Genomic DNA, 21,281 nt, shown 5'->3' with positions numbered 1-21,281 from the left:
CCACCGATCAAGGAGCGCTCCCCATGCCCGAAGGCGATTCCGTCTACCGTGCCACCGCCCGGCTGCACCAGGCCCTGGCCGGCGAGGTCCTGCTGGCCTCCGATTTGCGCGTCCCGGCCCTGGCTACCGTGGATGTTGCCGGGTATGAGGTGCGCGAGGTCATCCCCCGGGGCAAGCATCTGCTGATGCGGCTGCAGCCGCCAGCTCGTGCGAATCCGGATTTCGCTCAGCCTGCGCTGACCTTGCATTCCCATCTGCTGATGGAAGGCCGCTGGGATCTCTACGCACCGGGCGAACGCTGGAAACGCCCAGCCCACACCGCCCGAGTGGTACTTCAAACAGCACGGATTACAGCAGTGGGCTTCGATATCGCCCAGGTGAAGCTGCTGCCCACAGAGCAGGAGGCCGATGTGGTGGGCCACCTGGGTCCAGACCTGCTCGGAGTCGACTGGGATGCGCAAGTGGCGCTGGAAAACCTGCGGGCCGAACCGCAGCTGGGCATCGGCCAAGCACTGCTGGACCAGCGGATCATGGCCGGGGTGGGCAACGTCTACCGCAGCGAGATCCTGTTCTTGAGCCGAGTGCATCCGCTTACCGCGGTACGCGAGGTCCAGAATCTTCCTGCGCTGATCGATCTGGCCCATCGCTTGCTGGTGGTGAACAAGGACCGTCCACGACGGGTGACCACCGGGCAGCCAGGTACCCGCGACCCCTTGTGGGTCTACGGCCGGGCCGCAAAGCCCTGCCTGCGCTGCGGAACGCGCATTGAGCTGCTGCGCATCGCCTCGACGCCCACCGGGATCGAACGGGACTGCTATTTGTGCCCTTCCTGCCAGCCGGCAGGCTAAACGGCCGCCCCCAATCCAGAACTAGAGGTCCACTTCGCCTTGCACGCAGCTGGAGACATCGCCGCCCACCCAGATGCCACCGTTCTCGACGCGGATATGCACCCGGCCCTGGTAGCCGATAGCGGTGCCCTGTGCGGCGACGTAGCGCTCAGGGGCCATCCCGGAATCGGTGAGCCAGCGGGCCAGCCCCGCATTGAGGCTGCCGGTGACGGGATCTTCCCAGACCGGGTCCCCGCCGACAAAGGCACGCACCTCGAATTGAGTTTCAGCTCCCGGTTGATGCGGGCCTGCCACCCCGATGGACAGCTCCCCCAGGGCGTTGGGGTCAGGGGCCAGCTCAAGCACCTGCTGCGCGCTGGCTAGGCGCACTCCGATCCATTCCGGGCCGTTGACCAGCCACGAAGTGTCTTGGATCCGTTCCCGGGATACCCCCAAAATCTCGGCAATGCGCTGCACCAACGATTCGGCAACCGGTTCATAGCGGGTCAATCGCGGGGCAGCGAACCAAAGCCGCTGCTGCTCAACGCGCACTTCCACCAGCCCCGCACCGCATTCTTGGATGATGCGTCCCGGGTCCTTCGTCACGCCTCCGGCCTTCAGCCAGGCAAAGGCGGAACCCAGCGTCGGGTGCCCGGCAAAGGGGAATTCCTGGGTGGCCGAGAAGATCCTCACCCGGTAGTCGGCGGCGGGATTCTCCGGTTGCACCAGAAACGTCGTCTCGGCCAAGTTGGTCCACTTGGCAAAGCCCTGCATCTGCTCGCTGGTCAGCCCTTGTGCATCGTGGACGACAGCCAAGGGGTTGCCGCGGTATGCAGTGGGGGAAAAGACATCGACTTCGCTGTAATTACGCAGAACCATTGAACCAACCTAGCAGGCGCAGTCCTGCACCCCTGTGGCAAAGATGGGAGAATAGCCCTTATGGCTATGCAATCCCCGCTTCCCGTTCGCAACGGCGTCAATGCAACTCGTCTGCGTCTTCCGCGGACCGGTTCGTGGGCAACTGTCGCCGAGTACTTGCTGGAGCGCTTCGGCCACGTTGATCCAGAAGGCATCCTGCGCCGCTTCGATGATCAGCAAATCGTCGGCTTGGGCGGGGTTCCCCTCACCCGCCAGACGCCCTTGGGAGAGCACGAATTCATTTGGTACTACCGGTCTCTGCCGGTAGAAACACCGATTCCCTTTGAAGCAAGAATCTTGCATCAAGATGAGCACCTGTTGGTCGTGGACAAGCCGCATTTCTTGCCAACCACTCCAGGTGGGCGCTTCATCCAGGAATCGGCGCTGGTTCGCTTGCGCAACCAGACCGGCATTGATGACTTGGTGCCGATGCACCGGCTGGACCGGGCCACGGCTGGAGTCATTCTGTTCGCGGTGAATCCGCAGACCCGCGGCGACTACCAGATGCTTTTCGAGCGCCGTGAAATTGCCAAGCGATACAAGGCGGTTGTCGCTTTGCAACCGGGCGAAGGCCTGGAAACCGGACGGGTGCTGCAACCCAACGGCGAGCATTCGCAGGTCAAGTCTCAGTCCGAGCTGCGAGAGCTGCTCGCTGGGATGCCACTGGCCTTTGAAAATCGGATGACCAAGGTCAAGGGCCAGCTGCGTTCGGTGGTCGAGGATGGCCACCCGAACGCCCAGACCTTGATCAATGTCGAAGCGATCGGCACAAGCAGCGGCTTCCATGCGGGCTTGGAAGTTGCGTTGATGGATCTGGAACCGCGATCAGGAAAGACCCATCAGCTGCGCGTCCACCTGGCTTCCTTGGGCCTGGGCATCATCAATGATGCTTTCTACCCACGTCTATGGGACTTGGCTCCCGACGATTACCAGCGTCCGCTGCAGTTGCTGGCGCACACGATTTCCTTCACTGACCCCTTGACCGGCATTGAGCGTAGTTTCAGCTCGGAACAGCAGTTGCTGGAATCTCCGCAACTATCCTCAGCGCTTCTCAACGGCGGTGAATTGCCATAGGCTGGAGCCTATTATCCGGTGACCTATAAGGACGGAAGAAAGATGGCCGAGCAACAGCCGACCCCGCAACTTAAATCACTCGTGGAGTCCGCTCAGGAGGCGCTGACCGCCGGGTCCCGGCAACCGACCTTCGAATTGCCCTACGCGGCACCGGATCTTCGGCCCAACCCTGCGGTAGAACCCTTTGACAAGGTCCGCTCATACCTCTTTGGCGCTTCGTCGGTACTGCTGCTGTGCACCTCGCTGGCCTTTTCCTTCGGCCTGGATGGCCGCAGCCGGCAGAACCTGCTCGATCCCAGTTTGGTGCAATCGATTCTGTGGCCGGCAATAGCCATCGCACTGATTCTCAGCGCAGCGTTTTCGCTACGCCGCGACCAGCGCTCAGCTCGCAGGCAACGCAAGGTCGCCATCATCGCTACTGCTGCAGTTGCCCTGATGGCGTGCGCAATTACCCTGGCATCCAGCTTCCTCACCGCAGGTTCTGCAGTGCTGGCCACGATATCTGCCCTGTTGGCTTTATATTGCGTGCATCAGCCCCCAATGGAAAGTGCACCCCGTGGCTTGGATCTTAAGTTTACCGCGGTGCCCTGCTCAACCTGTCACAAATACATCACACAACTCAAGCGTCAACGAATACTTGACATTACAGTAGTGTCAACGTAGCATTGACGCATGACAACATCGACAAAGATTCGCAATACAAGAACTCTCCTCTTGATCCTCCTGATACTAGGCATATTTCTAGTTGTATTCGCTGCGCTCGTCGGGCTCGGGCTCCCAGGTTTCATTATCAGCGTGGCAGGATGGATCGCACTTATTGCCGGCCTGGTCGGCTTCGTTGCAATGCTCATCCAGAAATCCAATGCTGCTTCCCGGACGAACGCCTGGCGTCCCGCAGACAAGGACAAACAGTGAGCCTCGCATCAGATGCCGCGCTTTCGGTACAGCTTTCAAAGCTCGCCGCCGCGATGGGCGCAGCGCTGCCAGCTGAAGAATCCGACCAATCACCCGAGATCTTCTTGCATTCAGTAGCTACATTTGGTGACATTGCTCGCGTATCTGCGCTGCTACAGGCGCAGGCAGTATCTGCCGCTCAAGAGTCGGGGCTAAGTTGGGCAAAGATCGGTAACGCACTTGGCATCTCCCGCCAAGCGGCCCAGCAGCGCTTTGATAGCCGTCGAGCCGATGCGATTCAGGAATCCCCCGCCATCCGTATCGTGGGCCCTGTTTCACGGGATAAAGAAATCGAGCAGATCAATGCTGCTGGCAAGCAAAACTGGAAACTCATCAAATCGCTGCACGGCGAACATGTTCTTGAGCTCGATAACAACAACTGGCAAGTCAAGAGAGTATCTATTTTTTCGCTGCGACCATTACCTTCAGCGTCTGAAGGATGGGTACCCGCCTCAACTCGCTTCCCCGACTGCTTTTACGTCCGAAAGCTAGGTTCCTAAGCAATAGGAACCTTAACGCTGATGCCCTTAGGAAGGTTTTCCTAGGGGCATCGGCCATCAAGCTGCGCCCGCTTGAACTCCCACTCGAGAGCCATATCTCGGGGTGTACTAGTCATTATGCGTGCCTCAGCACCCAATGGAAAGTACACCCGAGTCTACAACAAAAGTGTACCCGACCTTTATCACCTCACTTGCGGCCTCGTAGCCCACGTGCATCAAAGAGTTGAAGCGGCTGGTTAATGGGGTCAGTCATGACTAAACTTCACGACCGATGGCAAGTTGGCAAGGCCTCCGCCCGGTGTGTCCAATGCGCTGTGACGGGTCCTCTATCGATGGTGCAATGCTTTGTGAATGTTCTGACTAGCAGCGGTTTCAGCGAATCCCTAGCAAAACAGATACGTTTGAAACTTCAACTCCGCCGGTAGAATCACTCAGTGTTGGTGGGGCTGCTTGAGTGCCCCGGTATTTTGGGTTTGAAGTATTACTGTATGGATGGTTTTCGTGCCACGCGGACAATTCCGATGATGACTAACACAACACCGATCAGGGAGACAGCGAGCCCACCGATCGACCACCATGCAAATGTTCCAAAGAGGCCGGTAAACGGCGGGACTGCAACAACAGGAATACTATCTGTGTCACACGTGATGTCATGTGGTCCTGTTGTGGCAGCGGTGACTTGCGCGAATGATTCGTAACGTTGCCCGTTGACGAGCGTGTTGAGCGCGCTGGCTGGCGCAAATGAGACGGGTGCTGCTTCACCGTTTGGCCCCGTCACCGAACATATATCGTGGTTGAGATGTTCGAGTTCTGCGACGGGCGCGAGCAGAAAGACTGATGCTTCAGCGTCGAGGGCCACGATACCGCTCGGTGAAATCTCTGCGGTGTTGTCACCGACTTCTATTGCGGCAGGAACCATTGAGAAGGCTCCTGCAAGCACACCGAAGATGGGGCCGGTGATCGTCAGGATTGCGCCGATGACGAGGGTGATGATCGCCCCCGTGCGTGATGGGCGTGACTGAGTCTGGGGTGTCGATGTCATGGGTCTTCTCCTTCGAGCTTGGTTTGCCATCCGTGATGCTGGTAGGCCCAGACGATGGCTTGAACTCGGTCACGTACACCGAGTTTGAGGATGATGCTGGAAACGTGGGTTTTCACCGTGCCGATCTCGATGAACAGCTGCTCAGCGATCTCGGCATTGCTGCTTCCCTCGGCGAGTGCAGCCAGTACTTCACGTTCGCGCGGCGTGAGATCCGCATCAGCTGACTCGCGGGCAGCCGGGGCTCGGCGGCGAGCGAACTCGCTGATCACTCGTCGGGTGACCGCTGGTGCGACGAGCCCTTCGCCGGTTGCAGCAGCACGAACCGCATCGATGATATGCGTTGGGGGCGCATCTTTGAGCAGGAAACCGATGGCCCCGTTTTCAAGAGCCCCAAACACGTACTCGTCAAGATCGAACGTAGTGATGACAACAACTGGGATCGGGTCGGTGGCGTCGGGGCCTGCAAGCGTTGCGGTTGCGGTGATGCCGTCGCCTGCGGGCATTCTCACATCCATGAGCACCACGTCAGGGCGACGTATTCTGGCCTGTGTGACCGCTTCAGGTCCACTCGATGCTTCAGAGATCACCTTGATATCTGGCTGGGTTTCAAGAAATGTGCGCAAGGCACGGCGAACACTGGGCTGGTCATCAGCAATGAGTACGGTGATCATTGACTCACCTCCGCTGCGTTGTGCAGGTGCGGCAAGGTCAGCGAGAGCACCCAGTCACCGTTCGTATCAATTCCGGTTGTTACAGATCCATTGAGAATGTGGGCGCGTTCTGCCGCTCCTATAAGTCCGTATCCAGAATCCGGTGGATCGGATTCGGTAGTTATTGCATGCGGAGCCAGTGAGTTTCGTACGTGCAGGGTGACTGCGTCAATATTGCTGTGCAGAGTGACGGTTACGGGCATGCCGGGCGCATGCGTGGCGGCGTTCACGAGTGCCTCAGTGAGCACACTCAGAGTCGTGGCGATCAACGCGGGTGGAGGTTCATGCACGGCCTGGATGTTGTGCTCCACGTGCAGGTTCCGCTCACGTGCTACCTGGGTAATGACGTGTGTTGCACCGTCGGCGAGCGGTTGATCTGGTGTGTCAGCATCTGCTTCTCTGAGCGCACCGACAACAGATCGGACGTTGTCCAAGGCCTCGGCAGTTCTATGTTCGATCGATTCCAAGACAGGGTGTGGGTCGGTGAGCAGGGCCGCGCGGGTGGTGAGCAGCACATCCATGATCTGGTGGGCCGCGAGGTCGTGCAGTTCTCGGGCCATGCGGTTGCGTTCTCGTGAGATGGCTTCGGCGGTTTCAGCCCGCGTGCGAGCCTCGGCTAACTCGGCACGCTCTGCCGCGTCTCGGGCGCGATGCCGTTGGGCGCGCATCCCAAGCCCAATCATGAAGCAGGCGACGAAAAAGAATCCCTGACCAAGCGCCGCAACCACCGCCTCTGGCGCGGTGAGGGACAGCCCGGCAGCTGCGGCGAGCAGAAACTGCACGAGTGCTGCGATGATCCACGCCCCGGCGACCAAGGTCAAGGCAATGCGGGGGCGCGCGAACGCGGCAAGCGCGTAGACGCTGAACCACAACGGCAACGCAACACCGCCGAGACCCCCGTTACCGAGGAGCACTGCCCCCGTGAGATGCAGGGCGAAGACTGCTGCGAACACGATAATCGGGTACCGCTGGTGCCACCACAAAAGCCCGGCTGCGATCACGGTACCTGCCGCCCAGACAACATATGCCCACACCTGGGGCGTCACGAGTTGAGCGTCGCTTTGTGCAGCGAGCTGGATCGCCCAGATGTAGAACCCACCGACCAACACGCTCAGTCCGCCAACAATCGTCACGGTCAGGACTCGCGAGCGCTCAGCAGGCTTGGGATCGAGGCCAGTCAGTTGGGGCAGCGAAGAGTTCATACGATCCATTCTGTTCGAGGAGGTCGTGCGGTGCCTCTGTCGGAGGGCAGATCTTCACAGCTCACCGTGAACAGCTCCGCTACCGAGAACGACGTACATCTCTGTCTTGAGGCAGATGTGCACAGGCCAAAGCCTCTGAAGACTAGAAGGCATGACCAACCACTCTGTAAGACGCCGTGATGCCGCTACCAGCATCATCCCCTGGGCTGGCGCTGCCGTGTCTCTTGGAGGAGTACTGACTATCTCAGCGGTGACAATGCTGCTGCCACTGTTCGGGTGGAAGGCAGAAAGCCCACAGGCTGATTGGGCTGGAGCTTTCGCGCCGTCTGGGTTGATGTTCGCGTTGGCTCTTCTTATCGTGAGCGCGCTTATCTGCGTGGTGCCGCTGATGGTTCGGCAATTTCCTCAGCTACGCTCACCCCTCTTCTACGGTACAGCTACTCAACTGAGGCGGTTCCTGAACTGGTTTCTCTCGGGGTTGACCGTGTTTGCTCTCATTGCATATGCCGGCTTGATCGGTCTCTTGGAACCGTGGGGTATTTCGATCACTGGGACGGTGTTTCTGGGGCTTGGTCTCCTGCTGGTCGCCATCGGAATCGGTTATCCACCTGGCGGCCCAGACTATGACGGGCCGCTGCCCTTTACCGCCGAGGTCACGAAAGAATTCGCACGATCCGCGCCCCTACAAAAATACGGGACAAGCACCCTTGGCATCGTACTCATCGTCACGGGCACTTGGGCCTCGAGTTTTTGGCTCTTCGCACTCTGCGTGATAAGCGCTGTCGCGTTGTGGCTGGTGCCCTGGATTATCGCGCTCGTCAAAGTTTCACAGTCCGAACAGGAGAATCAGAATTGAAGATGCCGCTTGTCATTGAGAACCTCACAAAAAGCTACGGGACCCGAAAGGTGTTAGATGCGGTATCTTTCACCGCGACTCCTGGCCGAGTCACGGGATTTCTGGGACCGAACGGTTCAGGGAAAACCACGACAGTGCGGGTTGCCCTGGGGCTCGCAAATACCGAGGCGGGCACTGCACTGTTCGCGGGTCACCCATTCCGGATGCTCACGCAACCGGGATCATCGGTCGGGGTACTGCTTGAGAACTCAGGCTTACACCCGGGCCTGACCCCGGTGCAGCACCTCAGAATCGCAGCGGCAGCAACCCACACCCATCAGGGGCGAATTACAGAAGTCATTGACGAGGTCGGCTTGACTGATGCTGCCACCCGAAAGGTACGCGGATTCTCGCAAGGAATGCGTCAACGACTCGGCCTTGCTCTCGCGCTGTTAGCGAACCCTCGTCTCCTCATTCTTGACGAACCTGCCAACGGCCTCGACCCAGAAGGAATGATTTGGCTTCGAAACCTGCTGAGTGAATACGCGAAAACTGGCGCGACCGTACTGGTAACCAGCCATGTCCTGAATGAACTCGAACGATTCATCGACGACATCGTCATCATCACCGGAGGGAAAATCTCTGCTCAGGTCACTCTCAGCGACCTACCCACGGGGGCCAATCTCGAAGCTTTCTACCTCGACACACTCCGCCACATGAACCAGGAGAACTCATGATCACAAGCGAGCTACTCCGCATCCGCTATTCACTGACTAGCAAGATTCTCCTCACCCTCGTTCTTCTTGAGGCACTGCTCGTTGGGCTGCTTCTCGCGTTTCTCCCCAGCCTCATTGATGGAGTTATCGCACTCAACGAGGTCATCCCGAACGCAACTAATGCGGACCAATTTAGTGACGAACAACTGGCCGCACTCACGCTTGCAAGCTCACCCTTTCAGGTGCTCATCAGCGACGTACTCGGAAACACAGGCATTGGTACGAGCCTGCCCGTAATTGCAGCAACTCTGTTTGGCGCGCTCACGATCACAGGAGAATTCCGGCGAGGGTCAGTCACCAACGCGGCTCTCCATCAACCTCTCCGGGCGAAACTCATCCTCACCAAAGCGACGGCTATCGCAGCAACAGCATTCGCAGCGGCGATCGTCCTCATCGTTGTTCGAGGAGGGGTTTTGGCAATCGGACTAGCCGTGCAGGGCGAACCTTTGCTCATAGAGATGCCTGAACTTCTCACTGTGTGGGCTCGTGGCATCATCGCGCTCCTGGCCTACTCCTTACTTGGGCTCGGACTCGGACTGCTCGTTCGTAATCAAGTTGCGACGGTCAGTGTAATTTTTGCCGTCATTGTCGGTGAGAGCATCCTCCGACCCCTCGCACTTCTCATATTCGGCGGAATTAATCCAACGCTCTACCTGCCATTCGGCTTGGTGCCCGACATTATCGGGAGTAACCCTCTTGCCGTCCTCGGTACCAGCGCCTCACTGACGGCGAGCCTCAGCAGCCTCGTTGCACTCGTCACACTCACACTGTGGGCAGGTGCAGTAGTTGGTCTCGCGGTCTTCAGATTTGCTCGCACCGATATCCCATCGAGCACGTGACTAGACAACTTGTTGTTAGTCAACCAAGCCTCACACTTGGCGCGGCAAAGGAACGAAATTTACTCAGAAGAATCACTCTTCTGCAGCAACCATGTCGTCAAAGATTTTAGCGTTCGGGACCAGAACTTCTCTACCCACCTCCTGGGCTACCCAGACCGCAGATCTGCATGATGAGCGAGCCGGTAATTTATACATCAAATCAGAAACAACTTAACGCGATTCTGGCGCGCACCCAGACGTTATATCGCCCGGTGGGGCCAGTTGCGTACGACTGTGTGAAGGTGGTCGTTGTGCGGGATGGCAGTGCGTTGCTGTTGAGCGAGTTTGGGCAGCGAATCGTCACGGTCGGTGATGTTGTGGTGCTGAACGCGAACGTCCTGTGCGTGAGTGAACCAGAAGGGCACATCACTACGACGACGATCTATCTCGACACTGATTATGCGATCGATCAGGTGTTTTGGCAGCACGCGTGGCTACTTCATGATCGTTTGGATGCGCAGCGGTTCACTGAGGCCATCTACAGCGATCCTGCTCAGGTACTCCGGCTCGGCGAGGACCGCACCGGAATCTTGATGCCGTGGTTAGATGAACTCGTCGCTCGCAGCATCGATGGCGGGTTCGGTGCTCATTTTCATCGAATGCAGGCACTTTGGTTCTCGATTGCTGATGTGGTGACCCCGTTCGTGAGTGTCTCGCCGATGCGTCAGTCCCGCACCCAGCGGGCGCACTCCCGTCCGACCCTGCCACGGTACCGACGATTCGCTCCCGCCAGGAACGAAGCCCGCCAAACGCTTGTGAGCTTCCCCGCAAGTCGTGGACACGTGAACCACGTCACGCAGCCTGCGTAGACGCTTCCTCCTGAACCGGACCAGCACTCTGGCCAGCCCGGAACTTCTCCTCAAACTCCACCGGCGGAACCATCCCCAACGCCGAGTGCAACCTCCGCCGGTTATAGACCACCTCGATCCACCGAGCGACTTCCCGCATCACCTCAGCCCGAGTCTGCCAGACTCGCCGCTCGAAGAACTCAGTCTTCAATGACGACCAGAACGACTCCGACATCGCGTTATCCCAACATTAACCGGCTAAAAAATAGCTAGGCTACGCCTTATCCGGCTAATTCTATTTTTCTCTGCACTCCCTGTTGCACGCCCGGTCATCACTCTGCAGGAGCGGCTTCCCCTGATTCCAAGAACCCGAACCGAACACGTCAACCCGAGCAGGAGATCCAAGCAAAATCGCACGGCCACCTAGCCGCGCGGATCCCTCTCGGCACGCCTGGATCAGCTCACGAAGCCCAGCAGAACGATAGAGCGTGGAACGGGAAAGCCCAGCGAGTTCAGCTACCGCCCGAAACGTCACCGTACGTCCCTGCATTCGCAATGTCAGCAGGGCCTTATCAACAACTCGTTGAGACTCGCTTCGCTTCACGCCGTGCGTGTCCTCTCGATGAGCAGATCCAATTGAGTCACCAATGCTTCATGCCGTTGCACCTCGCTGTCCCAGCCTCGGCGTTTTGCGTCCTGCGCCAAGATCAGAGCGTCCTTACGTTGTGCTTCGAGCACTGGAAGATTCGAATCCTCAGTGCGGAAGCTCGGACAGTGCTCGCATATATTCGCATACTGGCACGCCTGCTGGGCTGGGGACCTCAGGCAATGCCCGCCAGCAAGCCGTGACTTAATTGTCGCGGTATCGTGCCAAGAGCCAACAGAAACATCACTCAACGGAAGCAGCGAACGGTGTTCTTTCAGGTCAGGTAATCCGATGCGTGACTTCGCCAAGTCCAAAGCACGCTCGTATTCGGTGCGGACAGTTGAATCGAATAAGGATGCATAGCGCAAACTCATCTCCGCTGAGACATGGCCCAAGAGAGCCATCAAGGACTGGAGGGTGACCCCGGCATTGATCAACGCAGTCGCATAAGTATGACGAAGCTGGTGAGGAGTGATCTTTCCCAGGCCGGCGGCTTGCGCAGCTCGGTTTAGTTCGAGCCGAACAGCGCTTTCTCCCAACCGGCGTCCGTGATGAGTGAAAAGGAACTGGGCGGGCTTCCCCGTGCGTGGATGAGCCAACGGCTGGCCCGGCGAACGTTCTGCGATGATGCGATCAACCAAAGCCAGGGTGTCCGGGTCCAGCGGAACCATACGCTCGGTCTTCATCTTTCCCAGCGGAATCTTCAGCCAAGTCCCTGCCTCGGGAATCTCATGAACACAGTCCAGTTCCAAGTCCAGCAACTCGCCAATGCGCAACCCGCACGCTCGTTGAAGCAGCAGCGCATCGGCAGCCTGACGATAGTCCGAGGCCAGGAGCTCTTGGGCTAGGAGCCGGTCGGCATCCGGGGGCAAATGACGTGGCAGTGGCCGAGGAAGCCTAGGAACATCAGAACGGAAGAACAACTGCCGTGGAGGAGCTTCGGGCCATCCCCACTCGGTAATTTCACGTAAGAAGTTACCGGCAGCCCTGACCCGTCGTGATTGTTCCGCTACGGAAAGCGTGCCGGAGCTCTTCGTATTGGGGCTTCGAGGCAAAGACACCAGATACGGTTCAATATGAGAACGACGAGTTAGCTCAGCCGGTGAAGCTAATGATGGATCTGCTTCGGTGACGAACTGCCCGAAATGCGCTAATCGTGTTGCCAGGCTACTGACCGTTTTCCTAGTGCAGGTCACTTCCTTACGTTCCAAATACCGCAGAAGAAACTGTGCAAAGGGACCGTTCACTGCGCCGACCCTATCCTTGAGCGGTACCCGCTGGGTCCTGCTCAGAGGTGGATTGGCAAGCAGGTGTGCATGGAACAAGACCTGGCGGGTTGAAGAACTCAGCACGAGTAATGGACGGGCTGACATGCCGGTCTGGGCTTCTCGGGCTCGGCAACAAGTTTCAAATTCCTCTAAATCAGCACTCGTGATCTGTGTAAGTGGCTGTTGAGTCCGCAGCAGGATCTTAGCGATGACGCTGGTCGTCATCGCCGCACTGACGCGTTCGCTGAACCCCACCTTGCGGGCTTGAGCAGAGAAAAATCTGAGATCATCTTCGTAATCAGTTCCCTGGACCTCAACGAAGATGTTGGCTAATTTCCGCTCAAGCAGATACGGGAAGTCCCCGCGGATCCTTTTGGTGACCATCAGATAAAGGATGAAAGCTCTAGTGCTGCTGTTCTCCTCCAGCCGCCGCTCCAGCGGCTCTTGGCTCCACTTCGCCGGGTCTGAATATCGGAGCATGAACGTTCTTGCTGCTGAAAAATACGGTTCCGACCCGCGGTGAGTGGAGGATAAGTAGGTGCGGTAAGCGCCAACGAGATCCAGAGGCGGTTCAATGTGATTGTTTTTGGCGGTTGATCGCGGCATCGTATTCTGATTTCACGTGGGCAGGAACAAGGTGGATGTAGCGGGCGGTCGTGTTCACGTGGGCATGCCCCAGGAGCTCTCTCATGATGGACAGGTCCACCCCTGAAGCTGCTAAGGCACTGCCGAAGGTATGGCGCAATGCATGTGGGTGGCCGTCAGGAACCCCTGAAATTTCGCGGTGGTACCGGAAGATCGTACGCAGGCCAGCTGCTGTCAAGGGCAGGCCGCGGTTGGCTCCTTTGGCAACGAGAAATAGCCGTTGCTCATCCGATTCCGGGCGTTCAGCGAGCAGGTAAGTTTGGATGACTCCGGCGACGTCCACGTCTAATGGAACTCGTCGTTCCCTGGATCCTTTGCCCAGCACCAGTAGCCACCGCCCACCGATGTCCACATCGCGTATCCGCAAGGCAAGTACCTCGCCAGCACGTAGCCCGCAATAGAGCATTAGCCCTGCCATGGCACGATCCCGGTACGTCCGCAGACCTTGAAACAGGGCAATGACTTCGTCAGATTCCAAGGATCTTGGTAGCCGGCGGGGTTCGCGAACACGTAGCGGCGACCTGGCAGCTGGTGTAGCCAGATGCCCCAGAAGCCCGGAACGCTGGGCGGAAGATACCCAACGGGACTCCTGACCTTTCGGCATAGGATTGGGTAGACACGGATCCCGCATCGCCAAGAATGTGAACAGCCCGGACACTGCTGCCATCCGGCGATTCACCGTTGCAGGTGCATATCCATCGGCTCTTTGACCGTCTAAAGTCATTACATTCGGGCCTGGACGTCCTGGTACGGATGATTGCTTGCAGAACTTCAAATAGTTGATCAGCGTGTTGGTGTCAACTGCTTCGATAGTCAGATTTTGTTCGTGTAGCCAGCGGCAGAACGCCAACAGGTCATAACCGTAGGCTCGTGTCGTGGCTGGAGAGTAGTTGCGGTCACTCAGATAGCCGAGGTAATCATTAGCCTGGGAGAACCTCGCTGCTGCCGACCCATGGAGGTTCCATGCTCCGTGTGAAGGCAACAAAACCAACTCTTGCTGGGTGTTCATGACACATGAGCATCGACCTCATCCTTTGGAAAGTCAAGAGTTTCCGGGGGAATTCAAGGGTATAAAACGTGGATTAGCCGGTTAACAGGGACACTCCAGTCCGCCCAACAGACTGCTTGAGCCCCAGCTCGATAGACGCCTGATGCAACTGCGCCGACGTGTACTGCGCTCCTTTGTCGGCATGAAAAATGACGTCACCTGGAACCATTTCGCGCAGCGTATGAGCCATCCTCAACGCCCGCTCGACGAGGTCGGAATCCTGCCTGGAATCCATCGCCCAACCAAGCACTCGACGTGAGCACCCATCGCGGATCACACACAAATACACGAACCCCTCCCAGGTGCGCAGATACGTAATATCGCTGATCCACACAGCATCCAACTCGCCTCGATCCCAGACCCGTTTCACGAGGTCAGGAATGTGATGAGTCGCCACTCCAGGCAGTGTCGTCACCGGCCGGAACCGACGCGGACTGATGCCTTCAAGGCCCTGCCTGCGCAACGATGCCGCGACTGTCTTCTCGTCCGCGCTCACGCCTTGTCGAGCCAGTTGCGCTGCCACCCGCGGTGCCCCGTAGACACCGTCGGAGTCCGCATGGATCTCTGCGACTTGCCCGTCAAGGCTCCGTTGCGCTCTGGCTCTCTTCGATGGTCCGGTCTGCCGACGTTTCTTCCATGCGTAGTACCCGGATTTCGTCACCTCGAGGAGCCTGGCCATCCGGCGAATCGCATAGTGGGCCTTCTCCGAGTCCATCAGTTCGAATTTCTCTTGTTTCGAGGCTTCGACGCGAAGAAGGCGGCTGCTTTTCCCAGGAACTCGTTGTCCTGTTTCAGATCGAAGTTCTCCCGCCTCAACCGTGCCAGTTCAGCCCGTTCGTCCTCGTTCAACGGGCCCGTGGATTCCCCGTCGACGCGACGTCGGTCTTTCTCAGCTTTGACCCAGGTGCCCAGGGTCTGTTCACCGACTCCGATTTCCTTCGCCACCGCGGCGATGGACCTGCCGGTGTCGATGACGAGATTCGCGGCCTCGATCCGGTATTGCGGGGTATAAGAGCGACGCTGTCGCTTCTGATCTGACATATTGAACATCCTTCCAGCAGGACTGCGAATCCCGCTAACTTGGGTGTCCACTATTCGAGGGTAGCCTCACTTGCAACGCTCGCAAGTGACATTTCCGTGAACTGGACGCTGGATGTACTGGCGGCACGGGTGCATCTGTCCGCGAAGCAACTGTCACGGGTGTTCACCGATACGTATGGGAAAACTCCGTTGGCGTACCTGACGATGCTGCGGGTTGAAGAGATGGCGCACCTGCTCCGCGAAACTGGCCTTACCATCGACGCTGCGGCCCGCAAGGTCGGTTGGGCTAGTAGAAGCCGCGCCAATGACGCTTTTCAAGAGTGCGTGGGCATGACCCCGAGCGACTACCGACGGATGCACCTTGCCCGTGGAAGCGGAACCACCGTCCCAGGGTGAATCCGTAACCCAATTCTGTTGCCGTTGGAGAGATGCGAAACGCTTTCACCTAGAGGCCATCGAGGTGGAGTGTGTCCAGCATTGAAGAACTATTCACCCAGACTTAATTAGTTCGCGGAGATTACGTTTATGGGTCAGCATCAGTACGTAGAAGGCGAGCGGTTCTCGAATGGGTCGATGATGCTGTGAAGGCCACATTGCTGACAAGAGAACGCGATGCGAATACCTCTGTCCCCTCCGGCATCGAAAGGTTCGGGGCTGCAATCAGCACCGCACTGTGCGCAGGTGCGGTAGTCCTCCGAACCGGAAGTGAACATGAACCCAGCATACGATCTCCCGGTAGAGGTCCGGGAAGTTATCCACAATTCACCTGGTGGTTATCTGGCAAGGTGGATAGGGGCAAACTCATGCTCGTCTCTGCGTGGGTGCTGTGCGACGATAAGGCTTCATCGAGGTAGCACTTTCGTGGCTCATGGGAAGACGGTACCCTGGGAGTGGCGGCCTCTACCTGCTTGAACACCACAAGATGTGGTGAGTTAGCTCTTGGTCTCGGCCAGAGCAGTCGTTCTGATTCCTTGTCGCCAGTGACAAGGAGAGGACTGCGCTCATGTTCCGTCTACTGTGGATCGCCAGCGTGCATACCCGCTACTTCCTGCGTCGCTTCATGCCGACGAATATCCTGCTTGACCTGATCCGTTCGCGACGAGGTTTGAAGTGGGGCCTGCCCGCGATGCTGCTGGCCCTCCCGTATTTGTACCTCGCGAGCTTGTTCAACCTGCTTGCCATGGACGGCGGTCCTGGCTGGTTCTATCTGCTGGTGTTGTTATCTTACTGGAACACTGCGAAATTCGTCATTATGGGGCCAATCAGCGTCGTTCTTTTACTTCGGGTACGTGCGCACGAATGGCGCGTACGTCGCACCGAACCTCAGGTGCTTTCGTCTGTGACTTGAGGCGTCGGGTGCGCTGCCGAGCGCACCTTCTCGGTGACTTCAACCGAGAGGACCAACTCGTGGCGAACCTAGCTGATCTGGCTACCGACGAGCGCACCGCACGGATGGCGCTGTCGATGATTGCGGAGCCAAACGATTCCACAACTGGCCGACTCCTCACACGGGTGGGGGCCGTTGAAACTATTCGCCTCCTTGAGGCCGACAGCATGGTTCCTGTGCTTGGCCGCGTGGATGGCACGATGTGGCGGGAGCGGCATGGCTCGCGAGTTTCTGCGGAGTCCGTCACCGAACGGCTCCGAGAGGTTGACCGGCTCGGTATCGGCGTTCTGATCCCTGGGGATCAGGATTGGCCTGCGAGCGTGGATGATCTGGGTGATAGTGCGCCGTTCGTTCTGTGGACCCAGGGTGCTGCGTCGTTCTTGGCTCGGCCACCTAGTGACCTGGTGACAGTCACAGGGGCGCGTGCAGCGACCTCATATGGAGAACACGTAGTGGCTGAAATCGCCGGTGACCTTGCCCAGGAGGAACGCGTCATCGTCGCCGGTGGCGCGTACGGCATCGAGGGTGTAGCCCACCGGGCCGCGCTCGCATCGGGTGGGGACACGATTGCGGTGCTCGCGGGTGGTGTGGATCGCCCCTACCCCGCCGGGCATAGCGAACTCCTCGGCAGAATCGCTGATACCGGACTTGTCGTCAGTGAGATGCCTCCGGGTGCGACGCCCACACGTCATCGATTCCTTGCGCGGGGACGGTTGATGGCGGCGTTGTCTCAAACGACAGTCTTGGTCGAAGCCGGTGCACGTTCTGGCACGTTACATACGGCGTTGCAGGCGAGGCTTCTTGGCCGCAGCCTGGGTGCTGTACCAGGGCCGGTGACCAGCGCCGCAAGTTCTGGAACAAACGGCCTGTTACGGGACCAGAGCGCACGGCTCGTGACGGGCAGCGGCGATGTACGCCAGCTGCTCGACGAGCACGCCCAGTCGGAATTGCGCCAATCACGTGAGTTCGCGCAAACGATGCAAACGTCACAGGCTGTGACATCGCAACCGCCAGGATTATAGGCACTCACTGTTCGGGAGGGGATGCCGCGATGACGGCATCCCCTCCTTTTTCTATGTGAAGCCTCAAAGACCGAGAGAACGACCGACCTGGCGGCGCGGTTCGCGGTGCTGAGGCGGTTCAGCCGACGGGCGAAGTTGCCTGACCGCTGCTTGTGCCCGGGCATAGTCAATCTTCTGCGCAGTGCGCTCAGGCATTGGGCCAAGTGGGTCACCGGCGGTGATTTGGTGTCGGTCGCGGTAGGCAGCGATGACGCGTGCACGCCGCCGCCAACCAGCCATCATGTCCTCGCTCTGACCTTGCGGGAGGAGCGGCTGCATCCAATCGGCTGCTTCATCGACGGCTTGGTCAACGAGTGCATCGGCGCGTTGCTCGATCAGCTCGCGTCGTTCGTTGAGTGCCTGCCGCATTTCTGGGCTCATGGTTCCGTCTGCGTGTGGGATGAGTCCTGCGATCAGGCGGGGTTGTTTGCGCGTCCGTCCTGACCCGGCTGGGCGGGCGCTGGCTTTGATGAGTCGGGCATGCAGTACCGAGGCGATGTCATCGGCGTCCTCGACGCTGCGTGCCTGCACGAGGCGTGGCAGGAGCCGGTCAACATCGTGGTGATTCGCTTCTGCCCGTCGCAACTCCGCCGATAGCGCACCGTATGCATCGGAAGTAAGCACGTCTTCGGTCTGTTCGGGTGTGAGGCCGCTCGCATGTAGAAGGGCCGCCCAGCGGTCGTGTTGGGCGGCTTGCGCGATCGTCCCGTACTCCGCGGCAAGCTGCGCGATCGAGCCCCACAGTTCCTGCTCTGCCGTGATGGTTTCGCGGGCGGAGAGTTCAGCGCCGACGTGTTGCATGACTCCGTAGAGTACGGACCTGGCGGTGGCATCGGTGTTATCGCCTGGGTGGGGTTGGCTGTGAGCATCGTCGGCTCGGTTGACCGTGACGTAAGCGTGATTGGCATTTCGCCCGCGGGTCATCGCGACATAGAAATTTTCCCGCGTTGTTGTCGCGGTTACGACGGTGTGTGCGGTGTCGGTCGTGATTCCTTGTGCCCGGTGTGCCGTGACGGCGTACCCCAGATCAATATGGTCTGCGACGTACGTGGCAGGCAGCACGAGCGCGCCGCCAAAACGACGTCCGACGGCTCGTACGGTGAGTGAGCCGTCGTCGCGGACCTGGGTGATTTGCCAACGTGCTCCGTTGCGTACCCATGTGTCCTTCGTGCGTAGTCGCCGGTCGTTGCGTCGAGTAATGATCGTGTCCCCAATACCGGCTAGCGACCCGCCGTTGAGTTCCACCTCACGACTTGGGTGCAGCGAACCGTCAAGAATCAGATCGGCGCGGGCGCGATTGTTGAGTGCGGTGACGGTCTCATTGGTCTCCGTGATCAACACGGACACGAGTCCCGCTGCGGTGTCTTCACGCCAGGCCGCATAAGCGGCGTCTGTCATCGTGTCTTCGTCACCGTCGTGGATGCGGCCCTGGTCGAGGTAGGTGTCGATGATGTCGGTGCGGCCGTGCCGTAGATCAAGGGATGCGGTCTTTTCCCACTCGTGGGTGAACCGGTGAATATCGATCAGTTCGGGTGCGTCGTCCCGGTCACCGGCCAGCAGCGCGAACGCACCACCGGCGTCTACGGATTGCAGTTGCGCATAGTCGCCCACGAGCAGTACCTTCGCGCCCGCTGTTTCGGCAAGTCCTGTGATGCGATCGAGTGAATGAGTACCGGCAAGGCTCGCTTCGTCAATGATCACAAGCTGACCAGCCGTGAACGTGGTGCCGTGGGTGAGGTGGCTGTGCCACCACTTCGCAGTGTTCTCCGTAGCGATCCCAAGATCATCAGCGAGCACCTGCGCCGCGACCGCTGACGGTGCGAGCCCGACTACGGAACCAGCGCCATGTTCTAGTTCCCATGCGCGGCGGAGCGCATTCATGGCGGTGGTCTTGCCAGCCCCGGCTGCCCCCACAAGCACATCAATACCTCGGCCCGAGACCGCGATTGCGGCGAGTGCTACCGATTGATCGTCGCTCAACATCCGTCCATCAGCATCGGGCCGTTGCGTGATCTGTTCGACAGTTGCGAGAGGAACAGTTGGTGCGGTAGTGGTGCGGGAACGTGTCAGCAGACGGTCTTCTGCTTGTAGCAGTGTCTCGGAGGAATACAATGTGGAGTGCTTTGGTCGGAACCGGCTCGTGCCATCGGCTCGCTGGAACACGATCGGGCTCGATGCCAGTTCTGGCGGGGTGAGCCGGAGCGATGCGTTCTCGGCGGCATCGACCACAAGCCCGGTGATCGCTTCACGATCTAACATGGATGCGAAGCGCCAGCCCATGAGTTGCCGGGATGCCTCGGCGTGCAGGTTCCAGCGCCGCCACGTCGACCGCTTCTCACCCACCACCTCCACTACGCTTTGACCGATCTCGGCAACGGTATCGAGTGGTACATCGTCAGCGCGTAACAGCATCGCAGGTGGGTTCACTGCAACGCCTTGCGCCCAGAGGGGTGCGTCGTTACCGAGCAGACGGGTTGCGCGGGTGCGCCAGTCTGTGGTGAGTTCTGACAGGGAGCGCACCTGCTTCTCGGGCCGGGTTGCAAGGGTTGCTTGCGCGCGAAGTTTCAAGATCGTCGCCGTGGACGGCTGTCTGCCTTGCCTTTGCACATAGGCCTCAATGAGTCGGTTCTTCTCGACCTCAATATGGCGGGAACGGGTCGAGAATTCCGACACTAGAGTCTCGGGCACGGCGCTGATCGCCCATGCCGGGTTACGGTCGCGCCCCATTTCTCGTGCCTCCCATTCGACGCCAAAGGTGCGGGTCATGTGATCAGCGAATACGGCCTCATGCAGTTCTGAGAGTGCGACCACGGCGGCGTGCATAGGACGGCCGTCGAGGGATCTCCATTTGCCGTCTTGAGCGGTCTTGACCTTGTTTGAGATCACTACATGGGTATGCAAGTGCGGGTCACCGGCACGGGAATCGTAGTGATCAAACGCGGTGGCGATCACACCAGTGACATCGACTTGAGCGGCTGCCCCGTCGGGGCCGGTTGCCCCCACCCGGGTGCTCGCAACTTCACGTTCGATGAACGCAACCACCTCCGCAATCGCCGCATGATGCGCCTGCGCAATCAAGCCTTGCGTCCCTGCGTCCGCAACCGCCCACCACACAGACGCCGACTTCGGTATCGAGAACGTGTAGTCAAATCCAGCCACTGCGCGGCGTGTGCCACGTTCGGTTTCCTCGGCCTCGAACTGCGCGACCTCTTCCGCACGGGCGGCGGGCGACAACGACGCATCCAGCTCTGATACTCGGTGCTCGATGCGCTCTGTAACAGGCGTAAAGGACTGGTAGGCGCGACCGAGGGGGTCACCGGTCACTGGGTCACGGCCCATCCCAACTAGCAGCTGGAGTTGTGCTTCGGACACCTGGTCACCAGTGCTGAGTTGACCTGCACCGACCCCGACGAGGCCTTGCCCGATCCAGCGCCCGGGAGGTGATCCTTTCTCGGTATAGTAGCGGGTCAAGGGTGTCGAGAGCGACCTATCGCCATCACCGGCCGCCACGGTGCGCAGCAGATATTTGTAGCCGTCACCGGCGGACATCACCCGCATCGAAACCGTCATCGCTCCTACCTCCTGAACGACAGGTAGGCCTCAGTGACCGCTCCGGCTGCCGCGTCAGCTCGGGGTGGATTCGCGGGCTTCGCGCCTCTTCTGCAAGACGCGTGGCTCCTT

The 21,281-nt window shown here is 59.1% G+C and carries 19 protein-coding genes and 2 pseudogenes; 12 read left to right on the top strand and 9 right to left on the bottom strand.

The features are described 5' to 3' along the window. Nucleotides 1-23: 23 nt before the first annotated feature. Complete coding sequence (locus AARI_RS02530; RefSeq protein WP_013347807.1) at nt 24-848, top strand: DNA-formamidopyrimidine glycosylase family protein; 825 nt, start codon at nt 24-26, stop codon at nt 846-848. A 21-nt stretch (nt 849-869) separates the two neighbouring features. Here AARI_RS02530 and AARI_RS02525 read toward each other — a convergent pair whose 3' ends face one another. Next, a complete protein-coding gene (locus AARI_RS02525) occupies nt 870-1,706 on the bottom strand; it encodes a PhzF family phenazine biosynthesis protein (protein WP_013347806.1) in 837 nt (278 codons plus the stop codon). A gap of 66 nt (nt 1,707-1,772) precedes the next feature. Between AARI_RS02525 and AARI_RS02520 the strand changes: the two genes are divergently transcribed. The 4 genes from AARI_RS02520 to AARI_RS02505 are packed head-to-tail and all read left to right on the top strand — an operon-like array spanning nt 1,773 to nt 4,273. Continuing rightward, nucleotides 1,773-2,819 carry a pseudouridine synthase gene (locus AARI_RS02520; protein ID WP_041649270.1) on the top strand — a complete coding sequence of 349 codons (1,047 nt, stop codon included), beginning with the start codon at nt 1,773-1,775 and terminating at the stop codon, nt 2,817-2,819. A 42-nt stretch (nt 2,820-2,861) separates the two neighbouring features. Then, a complete protein-coding gene (locus AARI_RS02515; RefSeq protein WP_013347804.1) occupies nt 2,862-3,482 on the top strand; it encodes a hypothetical protein in 621 nt (206 codons plus the stop codon). A 9-nt stretch (nt 3,483-3,491) separates the two neighbouring features. Further along, the gene (locus AARI_RS19835) at nt 3,492-3,734 is read left to right on the top strand and encodes a hypothetical protein (RefSeq protein WP_041648364.1); all 243 of its coding nucleotides are present in this window, start codon (nt 3,492-3,494) and stop codon (nt 3,732-3,734) included. Further along, nucleotides 3,731-4,273 carry a hypothetical protein gene (locus AARI_RS02505; RefSeq protein ID WP_013347802.1) on the top strand — a complete coding sequence of 181 codons (543 nt, stop codon included), beginning with the start codon at nt 3,731-3,733 and terminating at the stop codon, nt 4,271-4,273. Before AARI_RS19835 ends, AARI_RS02505 begins: the two co-directional genes overlap by 4 nt. 481 nt (nt 4,274-4,754) lie before the next feature. Here AARI_RS02505 and AARI_RS02500 read toward each other — a convergent pair whose 3' ends face one another. Genes AARI_RS02500 through AARI_RS02490 form a run of 3 tightly spaced genes read right to left on the bottom strand, consistent with a single transcriptional unit; the run spans nt 4,755 to nt 7,227 of the window. Further along, the gene (locus AARI_RS02500) at nt 4,755-5,315 is read right to left on the bottom strand and encodes a hypothetical protein (protein WP_013347801.1); all 561 of its coding nucleotides are present in this window, start codon (nt 5,313-5,315) and stop codon (nt 4,755-4,757) included. Further along, the gene (locus tag AARI_RS02495; protein ID WP_013347800.1) at nt 5,312-5,986 is read right to left on the bottom strand and encodes a response regulator; all 675 of its coding nucleotides are present in this window, start codon (nt 5,984-5,986) and stop codon (nt 5,312-5,314) included. The genes AARI_RS02500 and AARI_RS02495 overlap by 4 nt, the downstream gene beginning before the upstream one ends. After that, on the bottom strand, nt 5,983-7,227 hold the full coding sequence (locus AARI_RS02490; RefSeq protein ID WP_013347799.1) for a sensor histidine kinase: 1,245 nt from the start codon (nt 7,225-7,227) through the stop codon (nt 5,983-5,985). The genes AARI_RS02495 and AARI_RS02490 overlap by 4 nt, the downstream gene beginning before the upstream one ends. Before the next feature lie 151 nt (nt 7,228-7,378). Here AARI_RS02490 and AARI_RS02485 point away from each other — a divergent pair, with 151 nt between their 5' ends. The 4 genes from AARI_RS02485 (at nt 7,379) to AARI_RS02470 (ending at nt 10,525) form a co-directional block, all read left to right on the top strand. Beyond that, the gene (locus tag AARI_RS02485) at nt 7,379-8,083 is read left to right on the top strand and encodes a hypothetical protein (protein WP_013347798.1); all 705 of its coding nucleotides are present in this window, start codon (nt 7,379-7,381) and stop codon (nt 8,081-8,083) included. Nucleotides 8,084-8,085: 2 nt separating this feature from the next. Next, nucleotides 8,086-8,799 (top strand): ABC transporter ATP-binding protein, encoded by a 714-nt coding sequence (locus tag AARI_RS02480; protein WP_013347797.1) that lies wholly within the window; start codon nt 8,086-8,088, stop codon nt 8,797-8,799. Then, complete coding sequence (locus AARI_RS02475) at nt 8,796-9,677, top strand: hypothetical protein (protein ID WP_013347796.1); 882 nt, start codon at nt 8,796-8,798, stop codon at nt 9,675-9,677. Before AARI_RS02480 ends, AARI_RS02475 begins: the two co-directional genes overlap by 4 nt. Nucleotides 9,678-9,844: 167 nt before the next feature. Then, nucleotides 9,845-10,525, top strand: coding sequence for a hypothetical protein (locus AARI_RS02470; protein ID WP_322786101.1), 681 nt, complete (start codon nt 9,845-9,847; stop codon nt 10,523-10,525). Here the strand turns inward: AARI_RS02470 and AARI_RS02465 are convergent. From AARI_RS02465 to AARI_RS02450, 4 genes and pseudogenes are all read right to left on the bottom strand, one after another. Next, a pseudogene (locus AARI_RS02465) lies at nt 10,509-10,754 on the bottom strand (integrase core domain-containing protein); the annotation flags it as partial. The gene AARI_RS02470 and the pseudogene AARI_RS02465 overlap by 17 nt on opposite strands. 350 nt (nt 10,755-11,104) lie before the next feature. After that, nucleotides 11,105-13,024, bottom strand: a complete 1,920-nt coding sequence (locus AARI_RS02460; protein ID WP_049862542.1) for a tyrosine-type recombinase/integrase — start codon at nt 13,022-13,024, stop codon at nt 11,105-11,107. Further along, nucleotides 12,990-14,072 carry a tyrosine-type recombinase/integrase gene (locus AARI_RS02455; protein WP_013347793.1) on the bottom strand — a complete coding sequence of 361 codons (1,083 nt, stop codon included), beginning with the start codon at nt 14,070-14,072 and terminating at the stop codon, nt 12,990-12,992. Before AARI_RS02455 ends, AARI_RS02460 begins: the two co-directional genes overlap by 35 nt. A 91-nt stretch (nt 14,073-14,163) precedes the next feature. After that, nucleotides 14,164-15,152, bottom strand: a pseudogene (locus tag AARI_RS02450) (IS3 family transposase); the annotation flags it as partial. Between the two features lie 39 nt (nt 15,153-15,191). Here AARI_RS02450 and AARI_RS02440 point away from each other — a divergent pair. The 3 genes from AARI_RS02440 (at nt 15,192) to AARI_RS02430 (ending at nt 17,561) form a co-directional block, all read left to right on the top strand. After that, entirely contained in the window at nt 15,192-15,548 is a 357-nt protein-coding gene (locus tag AARI_RS02440; RefSeq protein ID WP_322786100.1) for a helix-turn-helix domain-containing protein, read from the top strand. A gap of 607 nt (nt 15,549-16,155) precedes the next feature. Further along, complete coding sequence (locus AARI_RS02435; protein WP_013347792.1) at nt 16,156-16,500, top strand: hypothetical protein; 345 nt, start codon at nt 16,156-16,158, stop codon at nt 16,498-16,500. Further along, on the top strand, nt 16,452-17,561 hold the full coding sequence (locus AARI_RS02430) for a DNA-processing protein DprA (protein WP_322786099.1): 1,110 nt from the start codon (nt 16,452-16,454) through the stop codon (nt 17,559-17,561). Before AARI_RS02435 ends, AARI_RS02430 begins: the two co-directional genes overlap by 49 nt. A gap of 63 nt (nt 17,562-17,624) precedes the next feature. On the opposite strand, the gene mobF is transcribed toward AARI_RS02430, so the two are convergent. After that, nucleotides 17,625-21,170, bottom strand: a complete 3,546-nt coding sequence (gene mobF / locus AARI_RS02425; RefSeq protein ID WP_013347790.1) for a MobF family relaxase — start codon at nt 21,168-21,170, stop codon at nt 17,625-17,627. Between the last annotated feature and the right edge of the window lie 111 nt (nt 21,171-21,281).

Origin of the sequence: Glutamicibacter arilaitensis Re117, from assembly GCF_000197735.1 — a bacterium.
GTDB lineage: Bacteria > Actinomycetota > Actinomycetes > Actinomycetales > Micrococcaceae > Glutamicibacter > Glutamicibacter arilaitensis.
The sequence above is the reverse complement of the archived record's forward strand: the minus strand, read 5'-3'. Positions and strand labels throughout refer to the sequence as shown.